This window comes from Streptococcus sp. HMSC066F10, assembly GCF_001813805.1.
GTDB lineage: Bacteria > Bacillota > Bacilli > Lactobacillales > Streptococcaceae > Streptococcus > Streptococcus vaginalis.
Genome location: NZ_KV813957.1, coordinates 30,931 through 48,998, shown reverse-complemented (window position 1 = coordinate 48,998; position 18,068 = coordinate 30,931). Strand labels below are relative to the sequence as shown.

The 18,068-nt window shown below is 31.3% G+C and carries 13 protein-coding genes; 11 read left to right on the top strand and 2 right to left on the bottom strand.

Going from position 1 to position 18,068, the window contains the following annotated elements; all coding sequences use genetic code 11:
- The first annotated feature begins 45 nt into the window (after window positions 1–45).
- From HMPREF2933_RS01355 to HMPREF2933_RS01325, 7 genes are all read left to right on the top strand, one after another.
- Complete coding sequence (locus HMPREF2933_RS01355; protein WP_003038737.1) at window positions 46–705, top strand: hypothetical protein; 660 nt, start codon at window positions 46–48, stop codon at window positions 703–705.
- A gap of 128 nt (window positions 706–833) precedes the next feature.
- Entirely contained in the window at window positions 834–1,052 is a 219-nt protein-coding gene (locus tag HMPREF2933_RS01350) for a helix-turn-helix domain-containing protein (protein WP_003038755.1), read from the top strand.
- Window positions 1,053–3,230 carry a type I restriction-modification system subunit M gene (locus HMPREF2933_RS01345; protein WP_070672348.1) on the top strand — a complete coding sequence of 726 codons (2,178 nt, stop codon included), beginning with the start codon at window positions 1,053–1,055 and terminating at the stop codon, window positions 3,228–3,230. It abuts the gene before it with no gap.
- Window positions 3,223–4,584, top strand: coding sequence for a restriction endonuclease subunit S (locus tag HMPREF2933_RS01340; protein WP_003038758.1), 1,362 nt, complete (start codon window positions 3,223–3,225; stop codon window positions 4,582–4,584). Before HMPREF2933_RS01345 ends, HMPREF2933_RS01340 begins: the two co-directional genes overlap by 8 nt.
- Window positions 4,574–7,492 (top strand): type I restriction endonuclease subunit R, encoded by a 2,919-nt coding sequence (locus tag HMPREF2933_RS01335; protein WP_003038777.1) that lies wholly within the window; start codon window positions 4,574–4,576, stop codon window positions 7,490–7,492. The genes HMPREF2933_RS01340 and HMPREF2933_RS01335 overlap by 11 nt, the downstream gene beginning before the upstream one ends.
- Before the next feature lie 14 nt (window positions 7,493–7,506).
- Window positions 7,507–8,781, top strand: a complete 1,275-nt coding sequence (locus HMPREF2933_RS01330) for an AbiJ-related protein (RefSeq protein WP_003038725.1) — start codon at window positions 7,507–7,509, stop codon at window positions 8,779–8,781.
- 17 nt (window positions 8,782–8,798) lie between these two features.
- Window positions 8,799–11,336, top strand: coding sequence for a DEAD/DEAH box helicase (locus HMPREF2933_RS01325; protein WP_003038719.1), 2,538 nt, complete (start codon window positions 8,799–8,801; stop codon window positions 11,334–11,336).
- A 16-nt stretch (window positions 11,337–11,352) separates the two neighbouring features.
- Here HMPREF2933_RS01325 and HMPREF2933_RS01320 read toward each other — a convergent pair whose 3' ends face one another.
- Together HMPREF2933_RS01320 and HMPREF2933_RS01315 are read right to left on the bottom strand one after the other, a co-directional pair.
- Window positions 11,353–12,684: a relaxase/mobilization nuclease domain-containing protein gene (locus HMPREF2933_RS01320; RefSeq protein ID WP_003038708.1), complete on the bottom strand. Its 1,332-nt coding sequence runs from the start codon at window positions 12,682–12,684 to the stop codon at window positions 11,353–11,355.
- Window positions 12,685–13,044, bottom strand: coding sequence for a plasmid mobilization protein (locus tag HMPREF2933_RS01315; RefSeq protein ID WP_000013548.1), 360 nt, complete (start codon window positions 13,042–13,044; stop codon window positions 12,685–12,687).
- Window positions 13,045–13,342: 298 nt separating this feature from the next.
- Here HMPREF2933_RS01315 and HMPREF2933_RS01310 point away from each other — a divergent pair, with 298 nt between their 5' ends.
- The 4 genes from HMPREF2933_RS01310 (at window position 13,343) to HMPREF2933_RS01295 (ending at window position 18,066) form a co-directional block, all read left to right on the top strand.
- Window positions 13,343–13,915, top strand: coding sequence for a TetR/AcrR family transcriptional regulator (locus HMPREF2933_RS01310; RefSeq protein WP_000079884.1), 573 nt, complete (start codon window positions 13,343–13,345; stop codon window positions 13,913–13,915).
- A 50-nt stretch (window positions 13,916–13,965) separates the two neighbouring features.
- Entirely contained in the window at window positions 13,966–14,484 is a 519-nt protein-coding gene (locus tag HMPREF2933_RS01305) for a ClbS/DfsB family four-helix bundle protein (protein WP_000708365.1), read from the top strand.
- Window positions 14,485–14,624: 140 nt separating this feature from the next.
- Window positions 14,625–16,364, top strand: coding sequence for an ABC transporter ATP-binding protein (locus HMPREF2933_RS01300; RefSeq protein ID WP_001114254.1), 1,740 nt, complete (start codon window positions 14,625–14,627; stop codon window positions 16,362–16,364).
- Window positions 16,357–18,066 carry an ABC transporter ATP-binding protein gene (locus tag HMPREF2933_RS01295; RefSeq protein ID WP_070672344.1) on the top strand — a complete coding sequence of 570 codons (1,710 nt, stop codon included), beginning with the start codon at window positions 16,357–16,359 and terminating at the stop codon, window positions 18,064–18,066. Before HMPREF2933_RS01300 ends, HMPREF2933_RS01295 begins: the two co-directional genes overlap by 8 nt.
- Window positions 18,067–18,068 lie beyond the last annotated feature (2 nt).

Genomic DNA, 18,068 nt, shown 5'->3' with positions numbered 1-18,068 from the left:
ATTACAAGCTCCTTTTTACTTTTGTAGAAACTATGGAGGTATATTATGAACTACAAAGAAATGAGAAATACACTAGAACAAATGGCAAACGAAAATCACGAAGATTTTGCAAAGGCACTAATTAGTTTTGAGAAAGGAATCAATGATAAAGATGCCTTGGACAAGTTATACCAGGAGTATATGGATAATGACAGCATGAGCTTACTTAATGATGAGTTTGATTATTTGATTGATGAACTTAGAGAAAATGGACAGATTAAAGATACTGCAGCAATCGAAAAAGAAGATAATGACCTTGTAAACATTGTTGGAAATATCGTAGGTGAAGTAGATGTTGTAGAAAGAGAAAATAAGAATGGCGAAGTCTTTAAAGTAGTTAATTTCTCTGTTGCATCTAAAGATGATGATGGAAGCAAGACGTACACAAACTGCTCGGCTTATGGAGATAAAGTAGAAATTCCAAAGGACTTTAAACAAGGCGATTTCGTAAAACTATTTGGTCAGCTTAGAACTTCTATTGATGATAATGGCAAGGAATATAGCAATGTTAGAATCCTATCTTCAAAGCTCTTAAAAGCAAAAGAACAGATGAAGAACCAGGAAGAAAAGAAAGAATCTGTTCTTGGAGCGATTAAGAAATATAAGGCTGAAGAGAAGGCTAAGCCAACAGAGAAAAAAGAAACTTTAAAAGAAACTGAAAGATAAGATGTGTCGGTGTGGTCTTCGGACTGCACCGATTATTTTTTTGTCTTTTTGTGTATAGCAACAGTTTGTTATTTGTGATATAATTTATGTATAAAAAATCCAAGTTTATGGAATAAGGAGAAATAATAATGAAATTTAACTACAATGGTCTTTGGAAAGTATTGATAGATAAGAATATGAAGAAAAAAGATTTAATTGATAGAACAGGTATATCTCCAACGACAATATCTAAGATGGTTAGAGGAGAAGCAGTTTCGTTATCTGTAATAGGAAAAATTTGTGAAGAGCTTGGAACAGATATTGGAGATTTAATTCATATTGAAAAAGGTATCGAGGAGGATAAATAAATGCAAAGTACATATAATGCACTTGAATATAATAAGTTAATTAGTTTTATTTGGTCTGTAGCAGATGATTGCCTTAGAGATGTTTATGTAAGAGGAAAGTATAGAGATGTAATCCTTCCGATGACTGTAATAAGACGATTCGATTCTATCATTGAGCCAGAAAAAGCAAATATAATGAAAGTTAAGGAAATGGCGGAGAAACAAGGCTGGGATGTTGCAAAAACATTAGATACAGCAGTGGGGTTGCCATTTTATAATACATCTAATTTTTGCTTAAAAGACTTGAAGCATGAGACTAACAGACAGAATTTGAAAAAGAATTTCGAAGAATATTTAAATGGCTTTTCAGAGAATGTAAAAGAGATTCTTCAAAAGTTTGATTTTAATAACCAGCTAACTAAGATGACTGATGCTGGTATTTTGGGCTCTGTAATCGAAAAATTTACATCAAGTGAATTGAATTTAAGTCCTTATGATGAGAAAAACTCGAACGGTGAAATAATCAAAAAAGGCTTAGATAATCATGCTATGGGAACACTGTTTGAAGAGATTATTAGAAAATTTAATGAAGAAAATAATGAAGAAGCGGGAGAACACTTCACGCCTCGTGATGTAATTGAGTTGATGGCGGATATTACTATGTATCCTATAATGGATAAGATTAAGGATGGGACTTACTCAATCTATGATGGTGCATGTGGTACTCTTGGTATGGGAACTGTAGCAGAGGAAAGATTGAAAGACTTCGCAAAAGAAAACGGAAAAGAAGTATCTATCCATTTAATTGGACAAGAAGTCAATCCTGAAACATACGCAATTTCTAAGGCAGATTTGCTTATTAAAGGTGGAGATACAGACTCAAATAATGTTCATTATGGTTCAACTCTATCTGAAGACAAGACATCTGGTCAGCATTTTGATTTTATGCTATCCAATCCTCCATATGGCAAATCATGGAAAACGGATTTAGCAATTTTGGGAATTGGAGAAGACAAGGATTTAAAGAAAAATATAATTGATAAGCGATTTGTTAGAAATTATAAGGAACAAAATGATTTTAGAATGATTCCTGATGTAAGTGACGGGCAATTGCTTTTCTTATTGAACAATATTTCGAAGATGAAAGAAACTGAATTAGGCTCACGCATTGTTGAAGTTCATAATGGTTCGGCTCTTTTTACTGGTGATGCAGGAAATGGTGCAAGTAATGCTAGAAGATTTATGATTGAAGAAGATCTCATAGAAGCTATTATCCAGTTACCAGAAAATATGTTTTATAACACAGGAATAACTACTTATATATGGGTGTTGTCTAATAGGAAAGAAGAAAGAAGAAAAGGCAAAATCCAATTAATTAATGCTAATGGTATAAAAACATCATTAAGAAAAAATATGGGAAAGAAAAACTGTGAGTTCTCTGAGGCTGATAGAAGATTCATTCTAAATGAATATCTAAAGTTTGAAGAAAATGAGTATTCCAAAATATTTTCTAATGAGGAATTTGGATATTTTAAAGTTACTGTTGAACGTCCATTAAGACAAGCAGTTTTATGCAATTATGAAAATATAAATGAAGTAGAGAAAGAACTTGAAAAAATTGGAGCAACTACAGGAAAAATAGATAAAAAGCTGATTGCTGAAAGTTTTGTAAAAGGAACTGCTGGTTCTATCAAAGAGCTTGAAAAGAAAGAAAATATAAAAGCATATTTAGAAGTACTTAGAGAAATGGAAAGTTCTGAAAAGTATTTAGATTATGAGGCTTTTGAAAAAGCTTTTAATAAGAATTTGAAAAACAAAAATATAAAAGGTGCTAGTTTTAGTAAACTTGTATCTACGGGACTATTAGCAAATATGATTATTAGAGATGAGGAAGCTGAAGTGCAAACTGATTCCAAAGGTAATTTAATTGTAGATCCTGAATTAAGAGACACGGAAAGCATCCCTATGACATTTGTAGGTGGAATTGATGAGTTTATAAGGCAAGAGGTCTTACCTTATCATGAAGATGCCTTTGTTGATGAAAGTAAGACGCAGATAGGATATGAAATTAACTTTACTAAGTACTTTTACAAAGCCAAGAAACTTGAAAGTGTGGAGGATATTGTTTGTCGCATTAAGGAATTAGAAAAAAGGTCAGACGGAATGATGGCAACTGTATTGGAGGGTCTCTATGAATAAGTATGAGAGATATAGAGATACTGGGCTAATATGGATAAATAAAGTTCCTAAAAAATGGAATCTACAAAAAATTAATGCAGTTTTTGATGAGAGAAGAGAAAAAGTATCAGATAAAGATTATGTAGCACTTTCTGTTACAAAAAATGGAATATTTAAGCAACTAGATAATGTAGCTAAAACAATAGACGGTGACAATAGAAAAAAAGTGAAAATTAATGATTTTGTTATAAATAGCAGGTCTGATAGGAAAGGATCATCAGGATTAAGCAGATTTGATGGGTCTGTTTCTTTAATAAATACTGTTTTAAAGATAAAGAAAGAGTATCCACGATATATGCACTATTTGTTGAAATCTGTTCCGTTCCAAGAAGAATTTTATAGAAATGGAAAGGGTATTGTAGCAGATTTATGGAGTACAAACTTTCAGTCAATGAAAAGTATTATTTTACCAATACCTCCAATTGAAGAACAAGTTCAAATTGCAAACTATCTTGATTGGAAAATCAATGAGATAAATAGGTTAATTCAAATAGAAAAGGAGAAGATAAAAGAGTTAGAAACATTAAGATTTAATGTTATTTCCGAATTTGTATTAAGAGGAATTGGTACGCAGAATTATAAAAAGAGTAGTATAAACTGGCTAGATGAAATCCCAAGTCATTGGAATGAGGTATCAATTAGATGGTGTGTAAATATTATTAGAGGTAATTCAACCTTTACAAAAGATGATTTGCAGAATAGAGGAAAATATGTTGGATTACAATATGGAAAAGTTTATAAAACCGAGATAATAGATTCAGAGTTTGATTTTTATGTTAGTGATAAATTTTATAAACCTGCTCAAGTTGTAAATAGGAATGACATTATCATAGTGTCCACTTCAGAGACAGTGGAAGACTTAGGACATACATCATTTTACGATAGAGATGATATTGGACTTATTGGTGGAGAACAAATATTATTAAAACCATCAAACAATATTAATTCTAAATATCTCTTCTATTTATCTAAAATTTTCCGAATGCAGTTGCAATTATGTGCTACAGGAATAAAGGTTTACAGATTTAAAATTAGCGATTTGAAACAAATATATGTACCTTTGCCACCAATGAAAGAACAAGAAAAAATAGTTTCAAATATAGAATTAAAGCTGGAACAAATAGATGAAAGAGTGAAGAATAATTATGCTTTTATTAAGGAGTTAGAGTTACTTAAACAGTCACTAATATCAGAAGTTGTAACAGGTAAAATTGATGTTAGAAATATTGATATTCCTGAATATGAAAAAGTAACTATTATAGAGGATGAAATAGAAGAATTTGATGAAGTAGGTGGTGAAGAAGATGGGAATTAGAGATACAAAGATGGAAGCTGAACTTGAAAATAATATCATTGAGTATCTTACGAGAGAGCAAAAGTATGGTGCTTATCAGTATATTACTCCAGATGAAATGAAACTTTCATATAATCGAAAGTATGCCTTTGATGAAATACGATTACTAACATTCATAAAGGAATCACAACCAGGAGAATTCGATATACTTAGATTAGATACAGAAGACGGAAAGGATAAGTTTTTTAAACAGCTTGATGTATCTATAAAGCAAAAGGGAATTGTGGCTGTTTTAAAAAATGGAATAAAATGTTATCCGTCTTCCGGAACAATTATCTTTTATCACGCTTTGGATCCCAAAAGACCGAGTTCGTATGATGAATTTAGGGAAAATATTTTTACAGTTACGAATCAACTGACATATTCTGATAAAAATAGAGGTTTAGAGCTTGATTTAGCTATTTTTGTAAATGGTCTGCCTATTGTAACAATGGAACTTAAGAGTAGAGCTTCCAGTACTGGTTGGACATATAAAGATGCTGAGGAACAATATAAGAATGATAGAGATCCAAAGGAAACGCTATTTAGCTTTAAGAGGTGCATTGCACATCTTGCCGTAGATGAAAATTTTATCTCATTTACAACAAGATTAGATGGTAAAAATACAAGATTTATGCCATTTAATAAAGGCACCATTGATGGTGGCTCTGGCAATCCTATTAATCCAGATGGAACAATGACGGATTATTTATGGAAAAACTTTTTAGACAAAGAAATTTTAACAAGCTTAATTAGGGATTTTGCTTATATTTCAGTAGATAAAGTTAAGAAAAGCGAGACATTAATTTTCCCTAGATATCATCAATATAGGGTTGTAACTAGGCTTGTAGATGATGTACAGAAAAATGGAGTTGGAAATAGATACCTAATTCAGCATAGTGCAGGTAGTGGTAAGAGTAATTCTATAACATGGCTTGCGTATCGCTTAGTTGAGGTGGATTATAATAACCAAAAGGCGTTTGATTCGGTAATAGTTGTTACGGATAGGTTGAATTTAGATAAACAGATAAATGACAATATCAGGAAGTTTATAGATGAGAAGAGCGTTGTAGGTCATGCTAATTCTTCAACAGATTTGAAGAACCTACTAGTTGATGGCAAGAAAATCATTATTACTACAGTACAGAAATTCCCTTATTTGCTTGAAAAAATAGGTACTGATTTAAAGGGTAAGAATTTTGCTATTATTATTGACGAAGCTCACTCTTCTCAAAGTGGTCGTGCAGCAGCTTCATTAAATATGGCGGTATCAGGAAGTCTGAGTAACGATGATGAATTTGAAATTGAAGATAAACTGAACGAATTTATTGAAGCTAGAAAGATGCCTGAAAATGCTAGTTTCTTTGCATTTACTGCTACACCTAAAGCGAAAACAATTCAAATGTTTGGAAATGTATTTGACCTGTATTCTATGAAACAAGCTATTGAAGAAGGGTTTATTCTTGATGTACTAAAGAATTATACACATTATGAAAACTACTATAAGATTTATAAAACTATAGAGGATAATCCAAACTTTGATAAAAAGAAGGCTCAAAAGAAAATTAGAAATTTTGTTGAAGGACAGGAATTTCCAATAAGAGAAAAAGCTGAGGTTATGGTAAATCATTTCCTTACAAATACAGTAAATAAGATCAATGGTAAAGCTAAAGCTATGATTATAACTCAAAGTATTTTAAGAGCTATTGAGTATTATTACATAGTTAGTGAATTATTAAATAACTCTAATACAGGGTATGAAGCTTTAGTTGCATTTTCTGGTGAGAAGGAATACAAGGGAAAAGTAGTGACAGAAGCCAGCTTGAATGGTTTTTCCGATAAAGAGACACCAGAAAAATTTAAGCAAGATAAATACAAGTTCTTAATTGTTGCTGACAAATATCAAACTGGATATGATGAACCACTTCTACATACTATGTATGTAGATAAAGTTTTGAATGATGTTAAAGCAGTACAAACATTGTCGAGACTAAATAGAAGTGCAAAATATAAGATCGATACTTGTGTAATTGATTTTGCTAATGAGCCAGAACATATACTAGAAGCATTCCAACCATACTACAAGGAAACAAAATTGGAAGGAGAAACAGATCCTAATAAATTAAACAATTTGCTTTCTATGCTTGATAGTAAGTATATATATGAAGAAGATGAGGTTGATAGGCTTGTTGATTTATTCTTAAAGAATAGTCCTAGAAGTTTTATAGACAGCATTGTCGATAAATCTGTAGAAAGATATAAAGTTTTAAGTGAGGAAGAACAAGTAGAGTTCAAGAGTGGAGTCAAATCCTTTATAAGGACATATAACTTCTTGGCTTCCATTTTACCTATTGGACAAGTTGATTGGGAAAAGAAAGTTATTTTCTTTGAACAGTTGATTCATAGATTGCCTACACCAGAAGGTGAGGATTTATCTGAGGGAATTCTAGAATCAGTGGATCTTGAAAGCTATAGGCTAGAAAAGAAAAATACAATAGATATTATCCTAGAAGATGAGGATGGCATTGTTGAAGGTCTTGGTATTAGTGCTGGTAAAAAGAATGAAGTTGAATTAGATTCTTTGGAAAATATTGTCTCTACTTTCAATGACATTTTTGGAAATATTGATTGGCAAGACAAAGACAATGTTGCAAGACAAATTAAAGAGTTGCCAGAGATGGTAATGAAGAACGAAAAGTTCAAAAATGCTCTAAAAAATTCAGATATTGAAAATATCAAGAGGGAATATCGCTCAGCACTGAAAGAAGTTTTCAGAATTATAATGGTCGATAACATGGAACTTTTTGGGCAATGGACAAATAATTCGAACTTTAGTAAATGGCTAAACGATACGATTTTTGATGAGATTATGAAGAAAAATAAAAGGTAAAGGTGGCGATTAATTTGGGTAGTATATCAGGAGTTACTAGAAGAGATATTATTGATTTGTTTAAAAACGGAATAACAGAAGATAATTGGCTAACAGAAGAAACTATATATTACCCTTATTATGGTCGCTTTGATATCGTAGATTTTCTCAAAAGATTGTATAAGCTAGATACTTGGAAAAGTGGAGATTCTAGACTAAAAAATGCAGAGCAAGAAATTACGATGCATACACGTAATGGCGATTATCCAGATGATTGGATTTTTGATGATGAAAGGTTTCACTTACTTGATGGTGAAGATAGTGTTTTATTGGGCTTTCTCTGTGAAGTTTTTCACCCTGAAGTAAGAGATGAAAATAAAGAATGGAAGAAATATTTAGAAAGAATAAATAGTCTGTTACGTGAAGATGGATACGAACTAATTGCTTCTAGTAGGCTTTCTGGGAGAGATGTCTTCACCTGGAGAGTATATATTAAGAAGCCAGATATGTATATTCCTTTTTCTGAAAGAAATAAGTCATTGATAGTAGGTAGAAAAATAAATTTTAAACTTCCTAATGCAGTGAGACATCAGCTTTTTAAGGTGATGGATGAGTATGATGAAATATTTTACTTAACTGATGAAACCAATTGGAATTATACAAAATATAGTAGTGATTATGTTTTAGAAGATATTAATAAATTTTATGTACCAAAACATTATGTTGATAGTAATCTTGCTGAAATAAAAAAGTTTAAGGATTTTCAAGAAGGCACTTCTCCATTCGTAATTTTTGATGTTATTGAAAGTTTTAATAGGCATACTACAAATTCAGAAGGATTTGAAAATGAAATTAATTCTATTTTTAATTTGAATAATATTAATGTAGAACTTAGAAGAGGTGAGATACATTCTTCTACTAATAAGACATTATCATTAGATCCTTCTGTAAAAATTAATGAAATAGGCATAGAAGAGTTAATTAGAGCTGCAGAAGATTTATATAGAAAAGGTAAATACTCGTATGCTGTTGAAAAGATTTGGGATGCTTTTGAAAGGATTAAAACGTACTATTATCCTGAATTAGATAAAAAGAAATCAGCAAATAAGATAATTGATGAACTAAGTAATGGGAATGACAGCATTAAAAGTATGTTTCAAGCTGAATTTAAATATTTAACAGATATTGGTAATTCGTATCGCATAAGACATCATGAAAAAAACAAAATAGATATTACCGAAGATTTACACTATGAATATTTTTATAAGAGGTGTTTAGCTTTAATATCAGTTTTAGTAAAAAAAATATAATAAACGTGAGGTAAAAGATGGTTGATTTCAAAAAGAAGGTTGCTTTAAAAAGTAAAGCGAAAGTTACAAATCCAATTGATTTATATAATACTCTTGATAGAAAGAGTATTGCTGGGCCGCTTCGACCTGTTCAAGAATATGTTTTAAATGAATGGTACGATAATAGAAGAAATGAAAGAGATTTAATTGTTAAACTTCATACAGGCGAAGGGAAAACCTTGATAGGTTTGCTAATATTACAATCATCAATTAACATAGGTGAAGGACCATGTATATATGTTTGCCCTAATATATATTTGGTACGACAAGTGTGTGCTGAAGCTAATAAATTTGGTATTCCCTTTTGTGAGATAGAACAAAATAATGTTTTACCAAATGAATTTTTATCGGGTGAGAAAATTTTAATAACACATGCACATAAAATATTTAATGGAAAGTCAATTTTTGGAATAGGAAATAAATGTGTTAATGCAGGAACGATTATTCTGGATGATTCTCATGCTTGTATAGATGTATTAAAAGATGCATTTACTATTACTATCGGGAAAAAAGAAAAAGAGAATGTATATAACAAGATATTAACATTATTTTCAGAAGATTTAATAGAGCAGGGGGAGGGAAGTTTCTTAGATATCAAATCTGGTGAATATGAAACATTCATGACTGTTCCATATTGGGCATGGATTAATAAAAAATCAGAAATTCTAAAAATACTTTCAGATGAGTCAGCAAGTGATGAAATCAAATTTGCTTGGCCGCTAATGAAAGATAAAATAATAGAGTATTCATGTTTTATATCTGGTAATAAAATTGAAATAACTCCATATAATGTTAGTGTAGAGCAATTTCGAACATTTTCATCAGCGAAACGAAGAATATTAATGTCTGCAACAACACAAGAAGATATATTTTTTGTAAAAGGGCTTGATTTCTCTACTAATGCTGTTGCAAATCCAATTAAATATCCAAAATCACGATGGTCTGGAGAAAAAATGGTTTTAATGCCGTCGTTGATAGATGAAGAATGTGATAGAGATTTAGTTGCCACACAATTTGCTGCACTGACGAATGCACCTTTTGGTGTTGTAGCAATCGTACCGAATACAAAAAGGGCAGTATATTATGAAAATATTGGGGCAATTTTCCCCAAAAATAATAAAGAATTATTCGAAGTTATTGATGACTTGAGAAAAGGAAAATTTAGTAATACTGTAGTTATAAATAACAGGTATGATGGTATTGATTTACCTGATGAAAGTTGTAGAGTTTTGGTAATAGATTCGTTGCCTTATTTGAATAGCTATTTTGATAAATACGAAGAGAAATGCTGCCCAAATAGTGAAATAATAAATAAAAAAATTGCTCAAAAAATAGAGCAAGGTATAGGTAGAGCGGTTCGTGGTGAAAAAGATTATTGTGCAATTATCGTAATTGGTTCAGATATTGAAAAATTTATGCGAGGTATTTTAACGAGAAAATATTTTTCGTCTCAAACACAAAAACAAATTGAAATTGGTTTTGAAGTTGCTAAAATGGCAAAAGAAGAGATTTTGCAGGATGATCCTTCAATGAAACAAATATTTTCTTTGATAAAGCAAATATTAAATAGAGATGAGGGTTGGAAAGAATATTATGCTAGCGAAATGAATGAAATCGAAGATGGGGTTTTAGATACTTCGATTTATGAAAGATATGCTGCAGAGACTAAATTAGAAAAACTATTTTCTGATGGAGAATATGAAAAAGCATCTGAAGAAACGCAGAAGTTTATTGATAAGTTTATACATGATGACTTAGAGAGAGGTTGGTATCTAGAACAGAAGGCAAGATACACTTTCATGTACTCTCAAGAAGAATCAGCTCATTTACAAAAAGTTGCATTCCAAAAAAACTCTCAATTGTTAAAACCTAACAGTGGAATAATTTATGATAAAGTTTCATTTTTAAATGAGAATCGACTAATTAGATTTAGAAAATATATTAGTAAATTTAACGATTTCGATGAGTTTAGTCTACATTTAAACGAAGTGTTAAATAACTTTTCATTTGGAATAGATGCCGATAAATTTGAATCTGCATTAAAAAGCATAGGAGAAATGCTAGGATACATTAGTCAACGTCCAGATCAAGAGATAAGAAAAGGACCAGATAACTTGTGGTGTGCCTCAAATAAAAAATATGCGATTTTTGAATGTAAAAGTGAAGTAGATGAAAATCGTGGTGCAATAAAAAAATCTGAGGCTGGGCAATTTAATAATCATTGTGGTTGGTTTAAAACGGAATATGATGAATATGTTGATGTATTGCGTGTTATTGTCATTCCTACAAAAAAACTTGCCCGTGATGCAGATTTTACAGATGAAGTTTTTGTTATGAGGAAGAATGGGGTGAAGAAGTTAAAAGATAACATTAAAAACTTTATGAAAGAGATAAAGAAATATGAAATCGAATCAATTACTGATACAAAATTGCAAAAATACTTTGATATGTACAATCTTAATATCGATAATTTTATTGGTAATTATGTTGAAGAGATTTATCATCTAGAAAAGTAAAGAGAGGTAGTTTTACTTATCTCTCCATCTCCTTACCCATATATTTCTCATAATTTTTTCTGATTTGATAAAGTTCTTTCATATCGGATTTTGTAGAAGAATACTCTTGCATAAGGGTATTCTTTTTTTCGTGTAGTGAATCCAACGTTGCTAAAATATCCTTAGAATTTGGAAGTTTAGAATAAGATTTTTTGAGGTCTGAAAGGGCGTTCTGGTACAAGGTAATCTCAGCTTTATGCTCGTCAAAAAATGCCTTATCAGATGGCTCTTTCTTATATTCCTGATAGATTTGGCGATAAATTTTGACAGTATGAACCTGCTCCATAGTTGAAGATAGAGCAGAAATCTTGCTATCTAAGATCTTGATTTCATCTTGCAGATTTTGCCTTTTATCAGCACTTTCCTTAATAAAATCATCAAGCTGAGAAATGGACTTAAAGCCTTTTTCACGCATTAAAACCACCATATTGGTAGCTACTTGAAGGTTGTGTTTAGTAGCCCAATATTCATATCCCTTGCTTGATTTGACCTTTTCATTATTAGCAATATCAATGATATTTCCTACACGCTTTTTGACAGTATAGGTTTTTTGATTAGCATTCTTTGTAATACGCTCTTTTAATTTATCTTCAGTATAATCATCTCCAATAGTCTTTGCTCTTGTAAATCTTTCTTTGTCCTTGTGCTTAAATGCAATGTGTTTTCCATATTTGATCTCATAATTAAGGGCAGCCATTCTCTTTATAAAATCATCCCAATCTTTGGATTTTTTAATAGCTCTATCTATATCAAATTGAAGCTTACTTTTCCAAGAAGTACCTTTCTTAAATTGGTCATTTTCATACCATGACTTACCATTTGTTTTATATTTCTTTCTATAAGTTTCATAGAACTCATCAATAACAGATAGATTATTTTCTTTGCATAGTTTATCGCTTTGATACCTAATTTGATGATAGCTTCTCTTGTTGGACTGGTAGCACTTGCCTGTAACCATATTTACATTATTGAATATGATGTGATTGTGGATATGCCCTTTATCTATATGAGTAGATAGTACAAATTCGTATTCGTCCTTTAATATCTTTTTACACAGTTCAAGACCGATTTGATGTGCCATTTCGGGCGTCGCTTCACCGGGTAGAAAAGATTGAATAAGGTGTCTTGCAAGTACAGAACCACTTACTTTGTTATCTTCTCTTGTCTTTAAAAAAGATGTATGAGCAGTAGAAGCAAAGCAGTTGTGAGTGCTTACTAAAATCTTTTCATCGGTTTTATCTTCGTTGGTAATATAATCAATAGCAAGATTAAGTGTAGATTTTATAGGATGAATTTTTGTAATTGCCACTTATATGCCATCTCCTTTGTTAGTAGTTTTATTAAGTAGTAGGGAATGTATTTGCCATATTTCTTTTGATAGATGTTCAATTTGGGATTGCATATCTTTGATGTCATCGCTATAGATAACACCAGTCGAATTAACTCGTTTAGCAATTTGGTTTACACTACTTGCGTATCGAAAAAGTAATCCTTGTATTTCCCTAAAGGGTTGTAAATCGACAACATAAATATCTGATTCAGATACCACTTTTCTTAGAAAATGGTTCATAGTTTTACACTTTGCCATCTTCATTTTCTTTTCAAAAAGAGCTTTTTCATCTTCTGTTAAGTTTATTTTCATCTGTACATTTCTAAGTCTATTTGCCATTCATATAACTTCCTTTCTTAAAGTATTTGGGGTCTTAGGGTTCTCCCTAACAAGTTAAAATTGATAAAAAAAGAAGCAACTCCACGAGGGGCTGCTTCATCGATTTTTCGTAAGTGGGTACACACTTACTGTGCTTGCTACATAAGAATAAATTAGATAGCAAGCGTTAAGCAAGTTTTGAATTTGTTATTAAATTATACCATAAGGACGCCATAATTTCCACATGTATCTTGACAAATATTGAATTTTGATTTATTATTAAATATATATTCAGTATTGGAATAGAAAGAGGTGTGCTATGGCACAAGTATTAAAAGAAGAAGTTAGAAATAGAATACTCGAAGCAGCAGAAAAAGTATTTTATAAAAAGGATTATAGAGGTGCCAAATTAACAGAAATTGCAAAAGAAGCAGATATTCCTGTGGCACTAATTTATACCTATTTCAAAAATAAGGCAGTTTTGTTTGATGCAGTAGTAAGTTCTGTTTATATAAACTTCGAGTCAGCTTTTAATGAGGAAGAATCTTTGGAAAAAGGTTCTGCTTCTGAAAGGTTTGATGAAGTTGGAGAAAATTATATTCATGAACTTTTAAAAGATCGTAAGAAGTTAATTATTTTAATGGATAAAAGCTCAGGTACAAAGCATACAGAAGCAAAACAAAAACTCATATCGCAAATGCAGGTTCATATTGAAGTAAGTTTAAAAAGACAATCGAAACAGGAATATGATCCAATGCTTGCCCATATTTTAGCCAGTAACTTTACAGAGGGACTTCTTGAAATAGCAAGGCATTATCAAAGTGAAAAGTGGGCAAAAGATATGCTAAAACTTATTGCAAAGTGTTATTACAAGGGAGTGGAATCATTGTAAGTTGATTTGATATTTAAATGCGATAAATTTAAATTTTTGGAGGAGATATTTTGAAGATATATAAAGATAAAGAAGAACTGAAATCTGAGATAAATAAAAGTTTTGAAAAGTATATTTCTGAATTTGATATTATTCCTGAATCTCTCAAAGATAAGAGAGTCCCTGAAGTTGACAGAACACCAGCAGAAAATCTTGCTTATCAACTCGGATGGACAACATTAGTTTTGAAATGGGAAAAAGATGAGAAAAACGGTTTTGAAGTAAAGACACCGTCGGATATGTTTAAATGGAATCAACTTGGAGAATTATATCAGTGGTTTACCGATACTTATGCTCATTTATCGATAGAAGAATTAAAGAAACGATTGAAAGAAAATATTATATCTATCTATACAATGATTGATACACTAAGTGAAGAAGAATTATTTCAACCGCATATGAGAAAATGGGCTGATGAAGCTACTAAAACAGCGACATGGGAAGTTTATAAGTTTATTCATGTTAATACGGTTGCCCCTTTTGGAACGTTTAGAACTAAGATTAGAAAATGGAAAAAGATTGTGCTATAATTTTTGATTTGCTGATACAGTAATTTAAAAAAATATAGTGATCGGATAAAATAGACTTTGCGTAATCAGCAAAGTCTTACTTTAAACCTTAATACTGAATTAAAATTCAATATTATTCAATTTTGAAAGGAGAGTTGTTCATGCCGGAAAAAGAATTAAGAAAAAAAGTGATTGGGAAAAACGGTTTATCCAATTCACTTCTTGCTTTAAAAATAGTATTTGATTTGATACCACAAATCTTACTCGTATATTTGATTAGTTCTTTAATTACAAACAATATTAACGAAGGTAATTTAAAGTATATATTTTTGGGAATCTTTATATCGTTTGTATTAAAAGGAGTGTTTTATTATTTTGCAACAAAGGTTGCCCATGAGAAAGCATACGAAAAATTAACAGAACTTAGGTTAGATATTATCGGTCATCTGAAAAAACTAAGTTTGGGATTCTTTAAAGAACATAATACAGGAGAGCTTACCAACATTGTCCAACATGATGTAGAACAAGTGGAAGTATATCTTGCTCATGGTCTCCCTGAAATAATGTCAGTTACACTTCTGCCTACCATTATTTTTGTAGCTATGATTTTTGTGGATTGGCGTCTTGCTCTTGGGATGATTGCCGGAGTTCCACTCATGTATTTGGTAAAAGTTCTTTCACAGAAAACAATGGATAAAAACTTTGCGATTTACTTCAATCATGAAAACAGAATGAGAGAAGAGCTAATGGAATATGTAAAAAATATTTCTGTGATTAAGGCTTTTGCTAAAGAAGAGGAAATTAGTGAAAGAACATTAAAAACGGCAAGAGAATATATTTACTGGGTTAAAAAGAGCATGGGGATGGTTACAATTCCAATGGGACTCATTGACATATTTATGGAAATTGGAGTGGTTATTGTCATGATTTTGGGAAGCATATTTCTTTATCATGGAAATATTACAACGCCTAATTTTATCCTTGCCATTATTTTATCGTCTGCTTTTACTGCTTCTATAAGTAAGACAGCTACATTGCAACATTTTTCTATTGTGTTTAAGGAAGCGTTAAAGGCGATAGGGAAAGTATTAACAGTTCCACTTCCAAACAAAAAGACAGAACAAGGTTTAGAATTTGGAAACATAGAATTTAAAGATGTGAATTTTGCATACGGAAAAGATAGCTTTGAGCTTAAAAATATCAATTTGAATTTTAAGAAAAATAGTTTGAATGCCTTTGTAGGAGCAAGCGGTTGTGGAAAGAGTACGGTATCTAATTTGCTTATGGGATTTTGGGATGCAGATGAAGGACAAATACTGATAAATGGAAAAGATATAAAAGAATATAGTCAAGAAAATATCTCAATGCTGATTGGTAGTGTGCAACAAGAAGTTATCCTTTTTGACTTAAGTATTTTTGAAAATATAGCAATTGGAAAACTAAATGCAACAAAAGAAGAAGTCATAGAAGCTGCTAAAAAAGCAAGATGCCATAATTTTATTTCAGCATTGCCAAATGGATATGAAACACGAGTAGGTGAAATGGGAGTTAAGTTATCCGGTGGAGAAAAACAAAGAATCTCTATAGCAAGAATGATACTGAAAAATGCACCGATTTTAATATTAGATGAAGCAATGGCGGCTGTTGATAGTGAAAATGAAAGACTTATCGGCGAAGCAATTGACGATTTAAGCAAGGATAAAACCATCATTACAATTGCTCATCATCTAAATACGATTAGAGATTCAGACCAAATTATTGTTATGGATAAGGGTGTTGTTCTTGATGCAGGAAGCCATGAAGAGCTGATGAAAAGATGTGATTTTTATAAGGATATGGTTGAAGCACAGAACAAGGTAGATAGATGGAATTTGAAAGAGGTGGTAACAGAAAATGTTTAGAGAAATGTTAAAACTACTTACAAAAACTGGCAAGAGAGATTTGATTATATCGAGTGTATTCTTTGCCCTTTATGGACTAAGCTCCATAGCTATGATTGTGATCGTATTTTCTATACTGTTCCAAATATTCGATGGAACGAGCTTAGCAAGTCTATATAAATATTTTATTGCGATTGGATTACTTGTAGTGTTCAAAGGTATTTGTAATATGGTTGCAGATATGAAAAAGCATAGTGCAGGTTTTGATATTGTTCAGCAAATCAGAGAACGCATGATTATCAAATTAAAAAAATTCAGCTTAGGATTTTATACCAACGAAAGACTGGGCGAGATCAATACAATTTTACACAAAGATGTTGATAATATGTCCCTTGTTGTAGGACACATGTGGTCAAGAATGTTTGGTGATTTTTTGATAGGTGCAGTCGTATTTGTTGGTCTTGCAAGTATTGATTTCAAACTTGCTATTATTATGGCTGTATCTGTTCCGATTGCACTTATCTTTCTATATCTGACAATTAAGCAATCTGAAAAAATAGAAAATCAGAACAACTCAGCACTTCTTGATATGGTTAGCTTATTTGTTGAATATGTTAGAGGAATTCCTGTACTAAAGAGTTTTTCAAACAATAAGAGCTTAGATAATGAGCTTATGAACAAAACGAAAAAGTTCGGAGAAACAAGTAAAGCAGCTTCAAGATTCAAGGCAAAACAGTTATCTATATTTGGTTTTTTACTGGATATTGGATATTTAGTTCTTTTAATTGTAGGAGCAATACTTGTTATAAAGGGAAATCTCGATGTGCTTAATTTTATTATCTTTGCGGTAATTTCAAAAGAGTTTTATAAGCCGTTCGCTTCTATGGAACAACACTATATGTACTATGTTTCGGCGGTAGATAGTTACGAAAGACTTTCAAGAATTTTATATGCAGATGTAATCCCGGATAAAGTGAATGGAATTGTTCCGAAAGATAATGATATAGCTTTTGAAAACATAGATTTTTCCTATGAAAAAGATGAATTTAAAATGGAAAAATTGAGTTTTTCTATTGCTGAAAAAACAATGACAGCCTTAGTTGGAGAATCAGGTAGTGGAAAGACTACTATAACAAACTTACTTCTAAGATTTTATGATGTGCATAAAGGGAAAATTACACTCGGAGGAACTGATATAAGGGATATTCCTTATGATGAGCTTTTGGATCGTATCAGTATTGTCATGCAAAATGTTCAACTATTCGATAACACGATTGAAGAAAATATTAGAGTAGGTAAAAAAGGAGCTACAAAAGAGGAAATCATTAAAGCTGCAAAGAAGGCAAGGATACATGATTTCATTATGAGCTTACCAAAAGGTTATGAAACTGATATTGGCGAAAATGGAGGAATTTTATCAGGTGGACAAAGACAAAGAATATCTATTGCAAGAGCTTTTCTAAAAGATGCACCGATTTTAATTCTTGATGAAATGACAAGTAATGTTGATCCTGTAAACGAATCTTTGATACAGGATGCTATTACAGAACTTGCAAAGAATAGAACTGTACTTGTAGTGGCTCATCATTTAAAAACAATTCAAAAAGCTGACCAAATTCTCGTATTTCAAAAAGGAAATTTACTTGAAAAAGGAAAGCATGGCGAACTTCTTGCAAAAAATGGTTACTACACAAAATTATGGAAAGCTCAGTATGAGGTATAACC

Coding starts and splice junctions, on each gene's coding strand:
- HMPREF2933_RS01355 (WP_003038737.1), top strand. CDS start 46: ATGAACTACAAAGAAATGAGAAATACACTAGAACAAATGGCAAACGAA.
- HMPREF2933_RS01350 (WP_003038755.1), top strand. CDS start 834: ATGAAATTTAACTACAATGGTCTTTGGAAAGTATTGATAGATAAGAAT.
- HMPREF2933_RS01345 (WP_070672348.1), top strand. CDS start 1,053: ATGCAAAGTACATATAATGCACTTGAATATAATAAGTTAATTAGTTTT.
- HMPREF2933_RS01340 (WP_003038758.1), top strand. CDS start 3,223: ATGAATAAGTATGAGAGATATAGAGATACTGGGCTAATATGGATAAAT.
- HMPREF2933_RS01335 (WP_003038777.1), top strand. CDS start 4,574: ATGGGAATTAGAGATACAAAGATGGAAGCTGAACTTGAAAATAATATC.
- HMPREF2933_RS01325 (WP_003038719.1), top strand. CDS start 8,799: ATGGTTGATTTCAAAAAGAAGGTTGCTTTAAAAAGTAAAGCGAAAGTT.
- HMPREF2933_RS01315 (WP_000013548.1), bottom strand. CDS start 13,044: ATGGCAAATAGACTTAGAAATGTACAGATGAAAATAAACTTAACAGAA.
- HMPREF2933_RS01310 (WP_000079884.1), top strand. CDS start 13,343: ATGGCACAAGTATTAAAAGAAGAAGTTAGAAATAGAATACTCGAAGCA.
- HMPREF2933_RS01300 (WP_001114254.1), top strand. CDS start 14,625: ATGCCGGAAAAAGAATTAAGAAAAAAAGTGATTGGGAAAAACGGTTTA.
- HMPREF2933_RS01295 (WP_070672344.1), top strand. CDS start 16,357: ATGTTTAGAGAAATGTTAAAACTACTTACAAAAACTGGCAAGAGAGAT.